The organism is Agrobacterium burrii (assembly GCF_017313405.1).
GTDB lineage: Bacteria > Pseudomonadota > Alphaproteobacteria > Rhizobiales > Rhizobiaceae > Agrobacterium > Agrobacterium burrii.
In genome coordinates, this window is record NZ_JAFLNA010000002.1 from 328,123 (window position 1) to 345,309 (window position 17,187).

The following is a 17,187-nucleotide window of genomic DNA, read 5'->3' on the forward strand; positions in this document are numbered from 1 at the left end:
AGAATGTCTGTTTTTAGAAGACGATCTGGGCGAGTTTGGTTTCGAGATAATCGCTTATCCCCTCGATACCACCCTCACGCCCCATGCCGGAATGGTTCGTGCCGCCAAAAGGCGCTTCGGATGCGGCGAGCGCGAAACTGTTGATGCCGACCATGCCGGATTTCAGCGCCGCCACGGTTCGCCGTGCCCTGTCCGGGGAACGGGTGAATGCATAGGCGGAAAGGCCCATATCCGAGGCATTGGCCCGCTCCAGAACCTCTTCCTCGGTGCTGAAACGGGTGATTGCGGCAATCGGCCCGAAATTCTCTTCGGCAAAAACCCTCATCGTGTCCGTCACGCCGGTCAGCACGGTGGGTTCGAAAAAGAAACCGTGGTTCAGATGCGACGGGCGCTTGCCGCCATGGGCGATTTTTGCGCCGGCGCGCACGGCCTCGGCAACCACCGCCTCGATGTCCTCAAGGCGACCGGCATTGATGAGCGGCCCCATCCCGGTATCGGGGTCAAGCCCGTCACCGAGCCTGATCTTGGCCGCACGGGTCACGAAACCGTCGACAAAGGCGTCATGCAGGCTCTCGTGAACGAAGATGCGATCCGGCGTGACGCAGACCTGGCCGCAATTGGCGAATTTGGTGGGCACGGCAAGATCGAGCGCGTTGTCGAGATGCGCATCGTCATAAATGATGAGGGGCGCATTGCCGCCCAGTTCCATCGAGACCTTCTTCACGGTCTCAGCCGCATCGCGGATCATTTGCTGGCCGACCCGGGTGGAGCCCGTCAGCGACACCTTGCGGACGCGCTTGTCCGCCATGATCGGGCCATAAGTATCGGCGGTTGAACCCACAACAAGATTGATAGCGCCATCCGGAAGACCGGCTGCCCGCAGGCAGTCGACCATCACCATCGCGACACCCGGCGTCTGGGATGAGGGGCGCAGCACGACGGGGCATCCGGCGGCGAGCGCCGGGGCAAGCTTGCGGGCCGGAAGGGCGGCCGGAAAATTCCAGGCGGTGAAAGCGCCGACGATGCCCACGGCCTCGCGGGTCACCTCAAACCGTCCGCCGGGCACCCGGCTGTCGACGATGCGGCCATAGATGCGGCGCGCTTCTTCGGCGAACCAGCGGAACTGGTCGCAGGAAAGCGTCCATTCGCGGCCAGCCTGGGCAATCGGTTTACCGGTCTCCAGCGAGATCATCGTTGCGCCTTCATCGGCGCGGCGCAGCATTTCGTCGGCTGCCCGGTGCAGCGCTTCGGCGCGGGCGAAGCCGCCCATGGCGCGCAGTTTCGGAAGGGCGGCTGCGGCCGCGTCGATCGCGCTGCGGGTTTGATCGGCGCTGGCAAGCGTCACCTCGCCCAGCACCGCCCCGGTGACCGGAGAGACGACCTCGCCTGTTGCGGCACCGGCAAGCCAGCGGCCATCTATGAAAAGTCCAAAATTCGCGTACATGGTTTACCCCATCTCGCTTGTGTTGACGGTGCGCCCTTCAGCGACGGAGCGGATTGCCGCTTCGGCGAGAAGCAATGCCAGCCGGCCGTCTTCGAAGCCGACCTCCGGTGCCTTGCCCTGTTCCACCGCATCGACGAAGGCGCTGATTTCCGCTGCGAAAGCATCGGCATAACGGTCGATGAAGAAGTTCATCAGCGGTGCTGCCCGGTCGGTGCCACTTTCGGTGTGGAGGCGCAGGTGATTGAGCGTCCGGTTTTCGGAAATCGCCATGCCGGCACTTCCGAAGGCTTCCACCCGCTGATCGTAGCCATAAACCGCGCGCCGCGAATTGCTGATCGTGCATTGTTTTCCCGAAGCGGTTTTCAGCACCACGGTCACGGTGTCGTAGTCGTCGCATTTTTCCATCAGCGCCGGGTCGACCAGCCGCGAACCGGTGGCGGAGACTTGGCTGATCTCCTCACCCAGAATGAAGCGGGCCATGTCGAAATCATGGATCGTCATGTCGCGGAAAATGCCGCCCGACATTTCGATATAGGCGGCGGGCGCCATGCCGGGGTCGCGCGAGGTGATGACGACCTGATGCAGATCGCCTATCGTTCCGTTTTCGATCGCCTCACGCACGGCGCGGTGTCCGCTGTCAAAACGCCGGACGAAACCAAGCATGATCGGCACGCCGCTGCCGGCAATTTTCGTTGCACAGGCGTTGACGCGGTCGAGGGAGAGATCGATGGGCTTCTCGCAGAGCACAGGTTTTCCGGCGGCAACCGCCTTTTCCAGCAGATCCGCATGGGTGGGGGTTGAGGTGGCGATCAGCACGGCATCGACTTTGGGTGAAGCGAAAACCGCCTCCGCCGACTCAAATCGTGTCACATCAAGCTTTTCGGCAATTTCTTTCGCCGAGGGCTCGTATACATCAAAGATACCAGCCAATGTCGCACGTGGATGAGCGACGATGTTTTCCGCATGCATGCGGCCGATGCGGCCCACGCCAAGCACTGCAATTCTCTGCATTGAAATTTTCCTCCCGAGGTATTTGGCAATAATCATTGCAAAGTGCTGAATTTGTCAATATGTATTCCAAAACATATCAACAACCATCCGCAGGAGGAGGCGAGATGACCGCAAAGACCTTACGCCTGACCATGGCTCAGGCGCTAGTACGTTACCTGTGCAACCAGTTTACCGAGATCGACGGAGAGCGCGTTCCGCTGTTTGCCGGCGTATTCGCCATTTTCGGGCACGGCAACGTCACATGCCTTTCCGAAGCGCTGGAGACGGTGCAGGACCAGTTGCCGACCTGGCGCGGGCAGAACGAGCAATCCATGGCGCTTGCCGCAATCGGCTTTGCCAAGGCAAAGCGGCGCAGGCAGATCATGGTTGCTGCGACTTCGATTGGGCCGGGGGCGCTGAACATGGTAACCGCCGCAGGGGTCGCCATGGCCAACCGGCTGCCCGTTCTCCTCATTGCGGGCGATACCTTCGCAAGCCGCCTGCCGGACCCCGTTCTGCAGCAGGTCGAGCATTTCGGCGATCCGACGCTCACCGTCAACGATGCGTTCAAATCCGTGGTGCGTTACTGGGACAGGATCGTGCTGCCGGAACAATTGCTGCAATCGCTGCCGCAGGCGGTCGCCACCATGCTCGATCCGGCCGATTGCGGCCCGGCCTTCATCGGGCTTGCGCAGGATACGCAGGAAATTGCTTTCGATTATCCGGCGGTCTTCTTTGAACCGAAGATCTGGAAAATTCCGCGCCCGCGTCCGGACCGTGACGCCGTGGCGGCCGCCGCGCGGCTGCTGGCGCAGGCAAAACGGCCGCTTATCATTTCCGGCGGTGGCGTGCGTTATTCGCTGACGGAAGAACGCCTTGCCGAATTTGCCGCAAAGCGCGGCATTCCAGTGGTTGAAACCATCGCCGGCAAGGGCGCGCTTACCCATCACCATCCGGTCCATGCCGGGCCGATCGGCATCGTCGGATCGACCTCGGCGAATGCGCTGGCGAAAGAGGCGGATGTCGTGCTGGCGATCGGTACCCGGCTTCAGGATTTCACGACGGGTTCCTGGACGGCGTTCTCCCGCGATGCGCAGTTCATTTCCGTCAATGCCGCCCGCTTCGACGCGGTGAAACACCGGGCGCTTTCCGTCGTCGGCGATGCGCTCGAGGCGATTGACGAACTGGACCACGTGCTTGGTGCCTACAAGGCCGATGCCACCCATATGCAGCGGGCCAAAACGCTGTTCGCAGAATGGGATAATCTGCTCGACGAACACCAGCGCATCACCAATGCGCCGGTTCCGTCTTATGCGCAGGTGGTCGGCGTGCTGAACCGGGTTGCGCGGCCCGAAGATACGCTGATCGCGGCGGCGGGTGGAACGCCGGGTGAGGTGACCAAGGGCTGGCGGGTCAAGAACCCGAATACGTTCGATTGCGAATTCGGTTTTTCCTGCATGGGATATGAAATCGCTGCGGGATGGGGCTGCTCGATGGCGCAGGAAGGGCCGGGCGGTGCCGGCGGCGTTCCAATCGTCATGCTGGGGGATGGAACCTACATGATGATGAACTCGGATATTTATTCGGCCGCACTCACCGGGCACCGGATGATCGTGGTGGTCTGCGATAATGGCGGCTATGCCGTCATCAACCGTCTGCAGCAGGCCAAGGGCGTTCCCGGTTTCAACAATCTGCTGGCAGATTGCCGCATCAGGGACAGGGAAAATCCGCTGCATGTGGATTTCGTCAAACATGCGGAAGCCATGGGCGCCCATGCGCGCAGGGCCGAGAGCCTTGCCGATCTCGAAGGCGCGATGATCTGGGCACAGGGCAATGACGGCGTGACCGTCATCTCCATTGTTTCCGATGCGTGGAAATGGGTGCCGGGCGACGCCGACTGGGATGTCGGGGTTCCGACTGTTTCCAGCTTCGAGGCCGTGCGTGCCGCGCGCGCCGCGCAGGAAAACATCCGCAAGGCGCAGCGAGTGGGGGTCTGAGATGAAAGCAAGACTTGGTATCGCGCCGATTGCCTGGTGGAATGACGATCTGGCCGAGCTTTCCGACGATGTGAGCCTTCAGGAATGCCTGCGGCAGGCAAGCGAGGCGGGCTTTACCGGCATGGAGACCGGACGCCGGTTTCCGATGGATATGGCGGAGCTTGGGCCGATCCTCGACCGCTACGGCATATCGGTGTGCGGTGGCTGGTTTTCCGGCCTGCTGCTGGATGGCGACATCGAGACGGAGAAAGACCGCATCGCGCAGCAGATGGAATTTTTCATCGCCGCCGGCGCGCCCTGCATCGTTTATGGCGAAACGGCGCGCTCGATTCAGGGCGTGCGTTCCGCCCCGCTTGCCACGAAGCCAAGGCTCGACGAGGCCGGCATGGCGGCCTATGGCCGCAAGATGTCCGACTTTGCCGACTGGTGCGCGGCAAAGGGCATGCCGATTTCCTACCATCACCATATGGCGGCCGTGGTGGAGACCGAGCCGGAACTCGATCTCTTCATGAAGCACTCCTCCGTTCCCCTGCTGTTTGACGCCGGGCACATGGCCTTTGCGGGCGGGGACGTCATGCGCGTCATCGAAAACCACCATGCACGCGTTACCCATGTCCACACCAAGGATATCCGGCGTGAGGTTGTCGACGGACTGGACAGGAGCCGGGAGAGTTTCCTTGATGCCGTCATCAAGGGCGCCTTTACCGTGCCGGGCGATGGCAGCCTGGATTTCGGGGCAATCGTCAAGTCGCTGGCGTCGAAAGGTTACGAGGGCTGGTTCGTGGTCGAGGCGGAGCAGGACCCGGTCAAGAACCCGCCGCTGGACATGGCCCGCAAGGGACACAGGGAATTGTTGCGCGTCATGGATGCCGCTGGTTATGAGGTCGTGAAATGAACAGTATTGAAGGAAAGATCGCCGTTATTACTGGCGGAACCCAGGGTCTGGGCGCAGCCGTTGCGCAGGTGTTTGCACAGGCGGGTGCGGCGGGGATCGTCATCGTCGGGCGCGGCGTGGAAAAGGGACAGGCTGTCGCGGATGCCATCACGCAGAAATCGGGCGTGCCCGTCCAGATGGTAGCGGCCGATCTCGGTGATATCGATGATGTCCGCAGCATCATTCCGGCGACGGACAAACGCTTCGGACGGGTCGATATTCTCGTCAATGCGGCAGGCCTGACAGATCGCGGCAACATGCTCAACACGACGCCCGAGCTTTTCGACCGGATGTTCGCGGTCAACACGCGTGCGCCATTCTTTCTCATTCAGGATGCGGCAAAGGTGATGATCCGCGAGGGTATCGAGGGCCGGGTCGTCAATGTCGGATCGATGTCGGGTCTGACAGGTCAGCCTTTCCTTGCGCCCTATGCGGCGTCCAAGGGCGCGCTTGCCACGGTCACCCGCCATGCCGGCTTTTCGCTGATGCGCCATCGTATCCATGTGAACCAGCTCGATATTGGCTGGATGAATTCCGATCACGAGCGCAAGCTCGTCCTCTCCGAGACCGGTGATCCCGATTTCATCGACCGTGCGGCGGCGGCCAAGCCGTTCGGGCGCATCCTCGATCCGCTCGAAGTAGCCCGCTCCATCCTGTGGATGGCATCCGACGACAGCGGCATGATGACGGGCGCGGTTATCCCCTTCGATCAATCGGTCTATGGCGGTTACGACGACGCGCCTGTGCCGGCGAAAAAGCTGGAGGAATAAGATAATGCGGACCATCAAGGGGCCGGGTGTCTTTCTGGCGCAGTTCGCGGCGGATGAAGCGCCCTATAATTCGCTTGCCTCGCTGGCGGAATGGGCTTCAGCCAAGGGCTTTAAGGGCGTGCAGATTCCCACCTGGGATACGCGCCTGATCGATATGAAACAGGCAGCGGAAAGCGATGCCTATTGTGATGATCTGAAGGGCATGCTCGGCGAGCACGGGCTGGAGATCACCGAACTCGCCTCCCACATCACCGGGCAGCTTGTGGCGGTGCATCCCGCCCATGACGCGATCATGGACAGTTTTGCGCCGGAACATGTGCGCGGCAATCCCGCAAGGCGCCGCGCATGGGCCGAAGAGCAACTGCGCTTTGCCGCCCGCGCCTCAAAGCGCCTCGGCATCGACCGCCATGTGACCTTCCCCGGGGCGCTTTTATGGCCCTATCTTTATCCCTATCCGCAATGGCCGGAAGGGCTGGTGGAGGAAGGTTTTGACGAGCTTGCCCGCCGCTGGACGCCGATCCTCGATGACTTCGACGCCCATGGCGTGGATGTCTGCTATGAAATCCATCCCAGCGAAGACCTGCACGACGGCCACAGTTGGGAGATGTTTCTCGACAAGGTCAAGGAGCATCCCCGGGCGAACCTGATGTATGATCCCTCGCATCTGGTTCTGCAGGGAATGGATTATCTCGCCTTCATCGACCATTATCACGAACGGATCAAAACCTTCCACGTCAAGGATGCCGAGTTTCGTCCAGACGGAAAATCAGGCGCCTATGGCGGTTATCAGCCGTGGTCCAAAAGGGCCGGCCGCTTCCGAAGCCCCGGCGACGGGCAGGTCGATTTCGGGGCGATCTTCACCAAGCTCACCACGTATGGCTTCGATGGCTGGGCGGTGCTGGAGTGGGAATGTTTCGTCAAAAACCCGGAGGACGGCGCGTCTGAAGGCGCACGTTTCATCGCCGACCACATCATCCGCGTTTCGGACCGCGCCTTTGACGATTTCGTCAAATCCGGCGCGAACCGCAATGCCAACCGCGCCATGTTGGGGCTGGAGGAATAATGAGTATCGAAAGACCATTTCGTCTGGGTATGATCGGCGGCGGTCAGGGCGCTTATATCGGCAATATCCACCGTCTCGCCGCACGTCTTGATGGCAAATGGGTGCTGGCTGCCGGGGCCTTCGATGTCGACCCCGAAAAGGGCCGCGCCTTTGCGATCAATGAAGGGCTCGACCCGGCCCGCAGCTATGGCAGCTATCAGGAGCTGATCGCCAGGGAGATTTCCCGCGAGGATCGTGTCGACGCTGTTGCGATCTGCACGCCGAATTTCACCCACTACCCGATCGCGAAAGCGCTGATCGAGGCGGGTTTTGACGTGATCTGCGAAAAACCGCTGACTGCGACGCTGGCGGACGCCATCGCGCTGGAAAAACTGTCGCGGGAAAGCGGCCGCTTTGTGGGGGTCACCTATACCTATTCCGGCTATCCGATGGTGCATGAAGCCCGCGTGCGCGTCGCGGCCGGTGAGATCGGCGAGGTTCGGACCGTGCAGGTGGAATATCCGCTGGAATGGATGGCGACGGCCATCGAACAGCAGGGCAATGCCCAGGCGGCATGGCGCACCGACCCGAAGAAGAACGGCCGCGGCGGCTCCATCGGCGATATCGGCACCCATGCCTATCATCTGGCTGGCTTCGTGACCGGGCTGAAACTGCAGTCCCTTACCGCCGATCTTGCCACTTTCGTGGCGGGGCGGGCGCTGGATGACAATGCTCATGTGATGATGCGTTATGAGGGCGGCGCGCGGGGCCTCCTGTGGTCGTCACAGGTGGCGCTCGGTAATTCCAACGGCGTGCGTCTGCGGGTTTTCGGCGCGACCGGCTCCCTGCAATGGTTTCAGGAGCAGCCGAACGAACTCGTCTATACACCGCTTAACGGGCGTGTGCAGACCATCAAGCGGGGCGCGGATGATCTTTCCGAAGACGCAAGGGTCCGAACCCGCACTCCGCCCGGCCACCCGGAGGGATATCTGGAGGCCTTTGCCAATCTCTATGCCGGTTTTGCGGAAGCCATCCGTGCCCGCAAGGCGAGCCGCGAGCCGGGTGCGATTGGCCGCAATATTCCGCTTGCCTATGACGGGCTGAAGGGCGTGGCTTTTGTGGAAGCCGTTGTGGATAGTGCCGAAAGCGCCGATCCGCGGTGGATTACGCCGGTGGCGGTGTAGGCGCGCGGCAGACCGTGCCGGAAATCGACCTTTCGGACAGGCCATGTCGGTCCGAAAGGTTTTGGCCGTTCTGGTTGCAGAGCAGTGTCTGTATCTTAACGGCGGATAAAACAGGAAAAAATGGTGTCCACGAGAGGATTCGAACCTCCGACCCCAGGATTCATACCACTTCGGCTTTAACCGCCGTCCCGCCACCAATGGGCAGGGCGTTCGTGGTCTGGACTGTCCCTTCACCATGGACCTTTCGGCCTTTAGGTGCTGCCCTACCAGTCTCTACACCTTCAACAGGCTTTCGCCTGAAGCTTGGCTCGGGATTGGCATGCTGGAAGCCCAGCTAAGCGTTCCCCGAATTTGAGCAGATCGACTACAGCCTTTCGGACTGCAGCCCCCAATTATGAACTAGGAATCCTGTGCTCTATCCTGCTGAGCTACGTGGACACTGAATTGCTCTTTAACCCGACCATGCCTGCGGATCAACCGCGTTCTTCATCGCGGTTAGTCTGTTCCTCGGCTTTCTTGGCGTTAGCCGACAATCAGCTCGTAAGGCGCTGTTCAGCCAGCTTTACCCAGTAGGAAATGCCGTAGGCGATGGCCTCGTCGTTGAAATCGTAGCCGGGATTATGAAGCCCGGCCGAATCGCCATTGCCGAGGAAGATAAAGGCACCCGGCCTTTCCTTCAGCATGAAGGAGAAATCCTCGCCGGCCATGGAGGGGTCGACATCGGGATCGACATTAGGGTCTCCCACCACGTCGCGGGCCACGCGGATGGCGTGGTCTGTCTCGGCAGCGTGGTTGAAGGTCACAGGGCAATAACGCTCATAGACGACCTCGGCTTCCGCGCCATTGGCAAGCGCTATGCCTTCCGCCATCTGCTTGATGCGGTCCTGCGCGAGATCGCGCACCGTTTCGTCGAGGCTGCGCACCGTGCCGGCGATTAATGCCTCGTTGGGGATGATGTTGTGGCTGGAGCCGGCGTGAAAGCGGGTGACGGATACGACGACCGAACGGATCGGATCGGCATTGCGCGAGGCGATCATCTGCAGATTACCGACGATCTGCGCGCCGATGGTAATCGGGTCGATGGTGCGGTGCGGCTGTGCCGCATGGCCGCCACGGCCCTTGACGGTGATCGAGAACTTGTCCGGTGCCGCCATGATGCCGCCCTTGCGGATGGCGAAGGCGCCGAGCGGAATTCCCGGCATGTTGTGCATGCCATAGACCTCGTCGATGCCGAAACGCTCCATCAGGCCGTCTTCGACCATGGCAAGCGCGCCCGCGCCGCCTTCTTCAGCAGGCTGGAAGATGACGGCGATCGAGCCGGCGAAATTGCGGGTCTCGGTCAGATATTTGGCCGCGCCGAGCAGCATGGCCGTGTGACCGTCATGGCCGCAGGCATGCATGGCGCCCGCTGTTTTGGAGGCCCAGGGTTTGCCAGTTTCCTCAAGAATGGGCAAGGCGTCCATATCCGCGCGAAAGCCGATGGTGCGTCCACTCGAAAGATTGCCGCGGATGATGCCGACCACACCTGTGCGGCCAAGACCGGTCACGATTTCGTCAACGCCAAAAGATTTCAGCTTGTCCGCAACGAAGGCTGCGGTGTGGTCGACATCATACAAAATCTCGGGGTTTTCGTGCAGGTGACGCCGCCATTCGCTGACTTCCTGTTGAAGTTCGGCGGCTCTGTTCAAAATCGGCATTCGTTCATTCCTGGGTTCATCGGTGCGGCGCGTGGTAAAAGCCATCCTCCGTGGTGGATAGTGCGCCGCATAATTGACGTAATCAATGTACTTTGCCATTGCTAGGACATATATGGTGAATATTGCCATTCCCCGACCGAAGACGGGAATTCGAGGACAAGCCTTGCCACAGACAGTTAAATCGCCAAACGCCGCCAGGCGGCTCTCCGCAGCCGTTGCCATCATGACCGCAGGCCTCGTTGCCGCGGCACCCGTGGCCAATGCCAATCCTAAAATGGTGGTGGATGTCAAAACCGGCAAGGTGATTTCCCATCAGGAAGCCTTCCGCAAGTGGTATCCGGCCTCGCTGACCAAGCTGATGACCGCCTATATCGCCTTTTCGCAGATGAAGGCCGGCAAGCTCAGCCCGCAGACGGAAGTGGTGATGAGCAAGAAGGCAGCAGACCAGCCGGCCTCGAAAATGTATTTCAAGCCCGGCCAGAAGCTGACGATGGACAGCGCGCTGAAGCTGCTGCTGATCAAATCCGCCAACGATATTGCCGTGGCGATTGCCGAGACCATCGGTGGCACGTCTGATAATTTCGTGGCGCAGATGAATGCGCAGGCGCAGCGGCTGGGCATGAGCTCCACCCATTACGTGAACGCCAACGGCTTGCCCGGCAAGGGGCAATATACCACCGCGCGGGATCTGGCGCTGCTGGCGCTGATCATCAAGCGCGAATTCCCGGAATATGCCGGCTATTTCTCGCTGGAAGGCGTCACCACCGGCAAGAAGAATTATGCCAATTTCAACATGCTGGTCGGCCGCTTCGATGGCGCTGACGGCATGAAAACCGGCTTCATTTGTGCCTCCGGTTTTAACCAGGTGTCGTCGGCCGTGCGTAATGGCCGCTCCGTCATCACCGTGGTGCTGGGCGCGGACAGCCTTGCCGGACGAACCGACCAGTCTGCAGACCTGCTGCAGATGGGGCTGACGGCGCCTTCGGGCCAGGGTGTTTCGCTCGCTTCTCTGGCACCCTATGGCGATACCGGCGATGTGAACGATGTCAGCGCCGAAATCTGCAACCCGAAGGCTGCCAAAGTGCGCAGCGAGGGCCGCGATGACGCGGGCCGCATGGTTATCCATTCGCCTTATGTAACGGAGATGACCCGCCCGCCGGAATATTCCTTCGCCGGCCTGATCCCGGGCAGCGAGACCGTGGCTGTCAACACGACCAAGGGGGCTACGGCCAAGGGCGAGTTGGCCAACGTGCCGATCCCGATCCCACGCCCGACATTCTGATTTTAAGGGAGTATGCCTCCAGGGGCGGCCCCGTCGCACATGAAGCGAGAGGGTGCGTCTTTCGCCTTCTCCCCACCGGGGAGAAGGTCGCGGCAGCGGGTTGAGGGGGCAAGCTCTCTGAAATCCGGCAACGTTTCCCCCTCATCCGACCCTTCGGGCCATCTTCTTCCCGCCCGGGGAGAAGAAACGCGGCGCGACGCCAAGCTTAATACGATTGCCTGTTGCGGCCTAAATCGGGCGGTTTCTCCTGGAGAGCTTTACGAATTGGCTATTCGCAGCTCTGATCTGTTATGATATTACAGTCTCGCCCGTGGCTTCAGGCTCTGGGCGATTTCTGTTTTATCGCGCGGTTCCGGGTCGAACATCGTTCAACGATCTGCCGGAGCTGCCCTCAACATACAGGCAAGGCATGTCTCGCGAGCGTATACCGGTCTCCATCATCACCGGATTTCTCGGCGCCGGAAAATCGACGCTGCTCAACCGGCTCCTCAAAGACCCCGAGATGAGTGACGCGGCGATCATCATCAATGAATTCGGCGATGTCAGCATCGATCATATGCTGGTCGAAAGCGCCGGCGAGGGCATCATCGAACTGGCGGAAGGCTGCCTCTGCTGCACGGTGCGCGGGGAACTGGTGGATACGCTGGCGGAACTGATGGATGGTATCCAGACCGGCAAGCTGAAGCCGGTAAAGCGGGTGGTGATCGAGACGACGGGCCTTGCCGATCCTGCCCCAGTCATGCAGTCGATCATGGGCAATCCAGTGATCGCCCAAAGTTTCGTGCTGAACGGGATGATTACGGTGGTGGATGCCGTGAACGGCCTCTCCACGCTCGACAATCACCAAGAAGCCGTGAAGCAGGCGGCCGTGGCCGACCGGTTGGTGATGACCAAACGAGCGCTCGCCGACGCTTCCACAATTGCTGCACTGAATGCGCGCCTGCAGGCGCTCAATCCGCGCGCAACGATCGAGGATGGCGACAAGGCCGACTGGACTGCAGCGGCGCTTCTCGACAATGGTCTTTATGATGCCGGCAGCAAAAATGCCGATGTAGGCCGCTGGCTGGGCGAAGAGGCGGCCCATGATCACGACGATCATGGTCATGGCCATGACCACGGAGACCACCACCATGGCGACCATGGCCATCACCATCACGATGTGAACCGGCACGATGCGTCGATCCGTTCCTTCTCGATCATTCATGACAAGCCGATCGATCCGATGGCGATCGATATGTTCGTGGATCTGCTGCGTTCGGCGCATGGCGAAAAGCTGTTGCGCATGAAGGCCGTCGTCAAGCTTTCGGACAATCCGGAGCGACCGTTAGTGCTGCATGGGGTGCAGAACATTTTCCACCGGCCGGAGCGCCTCGCGGCCTGGCCGGACCCGTCTGACCAGCGCACGCGCATGGTGCTGATCACCAAGGATTTGCCAGAGGCTTTCGTGCAGGACCTGTTTGCCGCTTTTACCGGCGCACCGGGTATCGACAGGCCGGACAGGCAGGCGATGACGGATAATCCGCTGGCGATTTCGGGGTTGCGGTTTTGAGGTGAGTGGCCGTGCGGGTAAGTCTGCGCGTGGGGTTTACCCCCCTCTGCCCTGCCGGGCATCTCCCCCACAAGGAGGGAGATCGACAAGCGGCCTGCTTCGAATATCGTTATCGTGCGGTTGAGATCGCAGTAATTAAGTTTGCGAGGAACCGAGCGGCTGCATCATCCGATCTCCCTCCTTGTGGGGAGATGTCCGGCAGGACAGAGGGGGGTAGCCACGGGCGCACAGCTAAACCGTCGGTTTACCCGCCCTTCACAATCCTGAACCGATGCCCCTTACCCACTGCCACTGTCTCAACCAGACTATGCCCATCCTCATTGCACATATGGGCAATATCGATGACGGCGAGCGGATCCGTCGTCTCCACGGTCAGAATATCGCCGGCCCTGAGGGCAGCAAGTTTCTTGCGGCTTCTTAAAACCGGAAGGGGGCATTTAAGCCCCCTCAAATCGTAAACCACTTCGGCCGTGTCGTTCATTCCTTCGCCCAGAACTTCCAGAACGGCTTCTTTTCCGGCGCTTCCGGTGCCGGTGCGGAATAGGCGAGCGGGTTGAGCGCCGGAACCGGGATGCCCTGTGCGGCAGCACCGCTCTGGCCGTTGGCCGAAGGCGCGGGGGTGGCCGTTGCAACCATGGTCGGGGCGGCAGGCGCCGGGTTCGACTGCGGGGCGGCTGGCTGAGGCGTTAAAGGGCGCGGGCCGCGCAGCGACGAGGCAGTGGCTGTCGTCGCCGTTGACGACGACGTCACCTGCTGCGCCTTCTTCTCCATCAGCGCGGCATATTCCGTTTCCTTCATCAGCTTACCGGCCTTCAGCGCCGAGCCGGTGGGAGCGTAGGCAGGTTCGCGGCCCTTGCGCTTTTCGACGACCAGCGCCTTGCGCTCCGCCTCGCTTGGATCATACCAGGCCATGCCGTCATATTTCGACATCGCCTTTTGATAGGCGAGATCGTAGGTCTTCTCATAGCTTGAGAGCGCGCTGACCAGTGCGGGCGGTGTGCTCATGGCCGGGCACTGCGCGGAGCCGTTAAAGGTGCCGCCTTCCGTCTGCTGGTTGAAGACGTATTTCTTCTCGCAGACATTCACTTCCGGCGGGCGCTTGGTGACTTCGAAATTGTCGTAGCCGACCTTCAGCATCTTCCAGAATTCGAGATGTTCGCTCTGACGGTGGCGGGCCATGTTTTCCGCCGTCATACGGAAGGGGAAAGCCTGAAGCTGCACGGTTTTCTGGCCGCCCTTGAAGGCGTCACGCGCGAAACCGTAGATTTCGAGGATCTGTGCATCCGTCATCGAATAACAGCCTGACGATGAGCAGGCGCCATGGATCATCAGGTTGGTGCCGTTGCGGCCATTGGCGGCATCGTAGCGGTTCGGGAAGCCGGTATTGATGGCGAGGTAATATTTCGAGTTCGGATTGAGATGCGCAGGTGTGAGGTTGTAGAAACCTTCCGGCGCCTGCCGGTCGCCTTCCTTCACCTTCGGGCCGAGTTTGCCGGACCATGCGCAAATCTCGTAGCCGGCGATCTTCTCGAAGCGGTTGTCGCGTCTGGCCTTCCAGATTTCCAGCGCGCCTTCTTCCTTGAAGATGCGGATCATGATCGGCGAAGTGCGATCCATGCCCTTTTTGTCGATCTCGGCCAGAATGGACGGAGACAGCGGGTAATCGACCTTGTTCTTGACGTGGGAGACGTCGCGTTCAACGGTTTCGAGCGTATCGTTGCAACCGGTAAGAACGAGCGCGGTGCAGGCGAGCAGGGCAAAATGTGTCAAACGCATGATCTGATCCGAAAGACGATGGCACGGGCGGCCGAGTTCTACACCGTCCCGCGTGCAATTTAAATACGGTATTAACCGTTTACATCTTCTTAACTCAAATCGGTGCCCGCCCCCACGACCGCCGATACATCTGTTGATGTGACCGGACTATGGCCGAGTTGGGGCGATTTTCAGGAAAAATGAGGCTGGGAGTTTGATCATTTTAGCGTTTCTTCGAACCGCCAAAAATCTCACTCTTTCTTTTTACGCATTTTCCGGACGTAAAACCGCTACGCACTTTTACTGGAAATGCTTTAAAGGTTCCGGCCGATATCCAGGAACTTCTGGCGGCGTTCAGCACGCAGCTGCGTGCCGGAGCGCTGTGAAAGATCGGCCAGAGCCTTGGCGATCACGTCACCTGTCGCATTGATCACGGTCTCCGGAGCGCGATGCGCCCCGCCGATCGGTTCGGGGATGATGCCGTCGATAACGCCGAGCGATTTCAGATCCTCGGACGTGATCTTCATGTTGGTTGCGGCTTCCTTGGCGCGGGTCGAATCACGCCAGAGAATGGAGGCAGCACCTTCCGGCGAAATCACCGAATAGATCGAATGTTCGAGCATATAGACGCGGTTGCCGGTAGCGATGGCGATCGCGCCGCCCGAACCGCCTTCGCCGATGACGACGGAGACGATCGGTACCTTGACGTTAAGGCACATTTCCGTCGAGCGGGCGATGGCTTCGGCCTGGCCGCGTTCTTCTGCGCCAACGCCGGGATAGGCGCCTGCGGTATCGATGAGGGTGACAACCGGCAGCGAGAAACGGTCGGCCAGTTCGAGCACGCGGATCGCCTTGCGGTAACCTTCCGGACGCGCGCTGCCGAAATTGTGCTTCAGGCGACTTTTGGTATCGTTACCCTTTTCCTGGCCGATGATGGCGACGGGCTGGCCGTTGAAGCGGGCAAGGCCCGCCTGAATGGCGGCGTCTTCGGAAAATTTGCGGTCGCCGGCAAGCGGCGTGAAATCGGTGAACAGCGCTTTGGCGTAATCGACGAAATGCGGGCGCTGCGGGTGACGCGCAACCTGCGTTTTCTGCCAGGCGTTCAGCTTGGAATAGATGTCCTGCATCGCATCGTTGACGCGCGATTCCAGGCGGTTGATCTCCTCCGAGGTGTCTATGCTCTCGTCTTCATCGGCAAGCTTCTTCAGCTCGATGATCTTGCCTTCAAGGTCCGAGATAGGTTTTTCGAAGTCGAGATAATTGTGCATGAGATCCGTTTCCGATCGTTTTGCGCAAGGTTTGAACCGGATTATCCGGCGGTTCCGGTCGCTCTAATCAAGGTTTTTGCCCTGTTTGGCAAGGGGGTGATGTGTTTGTACCAGTTCTTGCAGGCGTTCTTCCAGCACATGCGTATAGATTTGTGTCGTGGAAATGTCGGAATGGCCGAGCAGCTCCTGTACGGCGCGCAGGTCCGCACCGTTCTGCAAAAGGTGGCTGGCAAAGGCATGACGCAGGACGTGCGGTGACACCGCCGAAGGGGTAAGGCCGGCACGGATGGCAATATCTTTGAGGTCGCGGGCGAAGACTTGTCGTGGCAGATGACCTTCCTTGCTGCTTGAAGGAAACAGCCATGGGCTTTCCGGTGCGTCGGCTTTTTTCCCTGCCTTAGCCTTCTCGGGCGCGAGCGCCTTTCTGGCGGCGTCGTATTTTTCCATGGCCTCGATCGCGGCGCGGGACAGAAGCACCATGCGGTCCTTGTTGCCCTTGCCGCGGATCATCAGGAAGCGGCCCTCCTGGCGCAGCACCTTGACCGGCAGGGAGACGAGTTCGCTGACGCGCATGCCGGTGGCATAAAGCAGCTCCAGCAGCAGATGCATGCGGATGCGGGCAAGCTGGCCGGGGCCTGGGGTGGCTGCTTCCTCCGCGGCGATGCGCAGCAGTTTCGTCACCTCGGCAACGCTCATCGTTTTTGGCAGGCTGAGACCCTTTTTGGGGGCGTCGATGATGCCGGTCGGATCGTCGCTGCGCAGTCCCTCCGAATAGAGGAAACGATAGAACTGCCGCATCGATGACAAGCGTCGCGCCTGCGAGGTGGCGGCGAAGCCTTGCGCGGAAAGATGGGTCAGATAGGCGGAAAGATCTGGGGTGGCGGCCTCGGTCAAGGACTGGCCACGGCCGCAAAGGAACTCGCGCAGATCGGTAAGGTCGTGTTCGTAAGAGGAGAGCGTGTTGGCGGCAGCACCCCGCTCGGCGCTCATCATTTCCAGAAAACTTTCAAGCCGCGCGCCGTCACGGCCACCCGCTTGTCCGCTCATGGAGTGCGCCTTGCCGGCTCTGCCGCGGCTGGGTTCAGACGTTCGGACGGAATGCGCACCGTCACCTCGCGGTCGCGCGGCTTCACGACCATGACAAGCAGCACCATGCCGCCATAGATCAGCCCCGCGATGGTCGCCAGTATCATCGTGAAGCGGAAGAGGGTGGGCATGGCGGCTCCGTGAAGGTGGCTGTCGAACTTATATGCGGTGCGGCGAAAGCGGCGGCAA

The 17,187-nt window shown here is 60.5% G+C and carries 15 protein-coding genes; 7 read left to right on the plus strand and 8 right to left on the minus strand.

Going from position 1 to position 17,187, the window contains the following annotated elements:
• Positions 1-13: 13 nt before the first annotated feature.
• Both JZX89_RS05030 and iolG read right to left on the minus strand, forming a co-directional pair.
• A complete protein-coding gene (locus tag JZX89_RS05030) occupies positions 14-1,444 on the minus strand; it encodes an NAD-dependent succinate-semialdehyde dehydrogenase (RefSeq protein ID WP_207133279.1) in 1,431 nt (476 codons plus the stop codon).
• A gap of 3 nt (positions 1,445-1,447) precedes the next feature.
• Positions 1,448-2,455 carry an inositol 2-dehydrogenase gene (gene iolG / locus JZX89_RS05035; RefSeq protein ID WP_207133280.1) on the minus strand — a complete coding sequence of 336 codons (1,008 nt, stop codon included), beginning with the start codon at positions 2,453-2,455 and terminating at the stop codon, positions 1,448-1,450.
• Between the two features lie 104 nt (positions 2,456-2,559).
• Here iolG and iolD point away from each other — a divergent pair, with 104 nt between their 5' ends.
• Genes iolD through JZX89_RS05060 form a run of 5 tightly spaced genes read left to right on the plus strand, consistent with a single transcriptional unit; the run spans position 2,560 to position 8,361 of the window.
• On the plus strand, positions 2,560-4,431 hold the full coding sequence (gene iolD / locus JZX89_RS05040; RefSeq protein WP_207133281.1) for a 3D-(3,5/4)-trihydroxycyclohexane-1,2-dione acylhydrolase (decyclizing): 1,872 nt from the start codon (positions 2,560-2,562) through the stop codon (positions 4,429-4,431).
• Position 4,432: 1 nt separating this feature from the next.
• Positions 4,433-5,326, plus strand: a complete 894-nt coding sequence (iolE, locus tag JZX89_RS05045) for a myo-inosose-2 dehydratase (RefSeq protein ID WP_207133282.1) — start codon at positions 4,433-4,435, stop codon at positions 5,324-5,326.
• Positions 5,323-6,135, plus strand: coding sequence for an SDR family oxidoreductase (locus tag JZX89_RS05050; RefSeq protein ID WP_207133283.1), 813 nt, complete (start codon positions 5,323-5,325; stop codon positions 6,133-6,135). The genes iolE and JZX89_RS05050 overlap by 4 nt, the downstream gene beginning before the upstream one ends.
• A 4-nt stretch (positions 6,136-6,139) precedes the next feature.
• Complete coding sequence (locus JZX89_RS05055) at positions 6,140-7,198, plus strand: sugar phosphate isomerase/epimerase family protein (protein WP_207133284.1); 1,059 nt, start codon at positions 6,140-6,142, stop codon at positions 7,196-7,198.
• Complete coding sequence (locus JZX89_RS05060; protein ID WP_246746661.1) at positions 7,198-8,361, plus strand: Gfo/Idh/MocA family protein; 1,164 nt, start codon at positions 7,198-7,200, stop codon at positions 8,359-8,361. The genes JZX89_RS05055 and JZX89_RS05060 overlap by 1 nt, the downstream gene beginning before the upstream one ends.
• Before the next feature lie 533 nt (positions 8,362-8,894).
• Here the strand turns inward: JZX89_RS05060 and JZX89_RS05065 are convergent.
• Positions 8,895-10,058 carry a M20 aminoacylase family protein gene (locus JZX89_RS05065; protein WP_207133285.1) on the minus strand — a complete coding sequence of 388 codons (1,164 nt, stop codon included), beginning with the start codon at positions 10,056-10,058 and terminating at the stop codon, positions 8,895-8,897.
• Positions 10,059-10,281: 223 nt separating this feature from the next.
• Between JZX89_RS05065 and JZX89_RS05070 the strand changes: the two genes are divergently transcribed.
• Together JZX89_RS05070 and JZX89_RS05075 are read left to right on the plus strand one after the other, a co-directional pair.
• A complete protein-coding gene (locus tag JZX89_RS05070; protein WP_174374015.1) occupies positions 10,282-11,340 on the plus strand; it encodes a D-alanyl-D-alanine carboxypeptidase family protein in 1,059 nt (352 codons plus the stop codon).
• A 409-nt stretch (positions 11,341-11,749) separates the two neighbouring features.
• On the plus strand, positions 11,750-12,889 hold the full coding sequence (locus JZX89_RS05075; protein ID WP_174373827.1) for a CobW family GTP-binding protein: 1,140 nt from the start codon (positions 11,750-11,752) through the stop codon (positions 12,887-12,889).
• Between the two features lie 244 nt (positions 12,890-13,133).
• Here JZX89_RS05075 and JZX89_RS05080 read toward each other — a convergent pair whose 3' ends face one another.
• The 5 genes from JZX89_RS05080 to JZX89_RS05100 all read right to left on the minus strand — a co-directional run bounded on the left by JZX89_RS05080 (position 13,134) and on the right by JZX89_RS05100 (position 17,129).
• Positions 13,134-13,370, minus strand: coding sequence for a sulfurtransferase TusA family protein (locus tag JZX89_RS05080; RefSeq protein ID WP_174373826.1), 237 nt, complete (start codon positions 13,368-13,370; stop codon positions 13,134-13,136).
• Positions 13,367-14,665: a L,D-transpeptidase family protein gene (locus tag JZX89_RS05085; RefSeq protein ID WP_207133286.1), complete on the minus strand. Its 1,299-nt coding sequence runs from the start codon at positions 14,663-14,665 to the stop codon at positions 13,367-13,369. Before JZX89_RS05085 ends, JZX89_RS05080 begins: the two co-directional genes overlap by 4 nt.
• 293 nt (positions 14,666-14,958) lie before the next feature.
• Positions 14,959-15,912, minus strand: a complete 954-nt coding sequence (locus JZX89_RS05090; RefSeq protein ID WP_142841505.1) for an acetyl-CoA carboxylase carboxyltransferase subunit alpha — start codon at positions 15,910-15,912, stop codon at positions 14,959-14,961.
• Positions 15,913-15,975: 63 nt separating this feature from the next.
• Positions 15,976-16,959 carry a site-specific tyrosine recombinase XerD gene (gene xerD / locus JZX89_RS05095; RefSeq protein WP_207133287.1) on the minus strand — a complete coding sequence of 328 codons (984 nt, stop codon included), beginning with the start codon at positions 16,957-16,959 and terminating at the stop codon, positions 15,976-15,978.
• Positions 16,956-17,129: a histidine kinase gene (locus JZX89_RS05100; RefSeq protein ID WP_149899460.1), complete on the minus strand. Its 174-nt coding sequence runs from the start codon at positions 17,127-17,129 to the stop codon at positions 16,956-16,958. The genes xerD and JZX89_RS05100 overlap by 4 nt, the downstream gene beginning before the upstream one ends.
• Positions 17,130-17,187 lie beyond the last annotated feature (58 nt).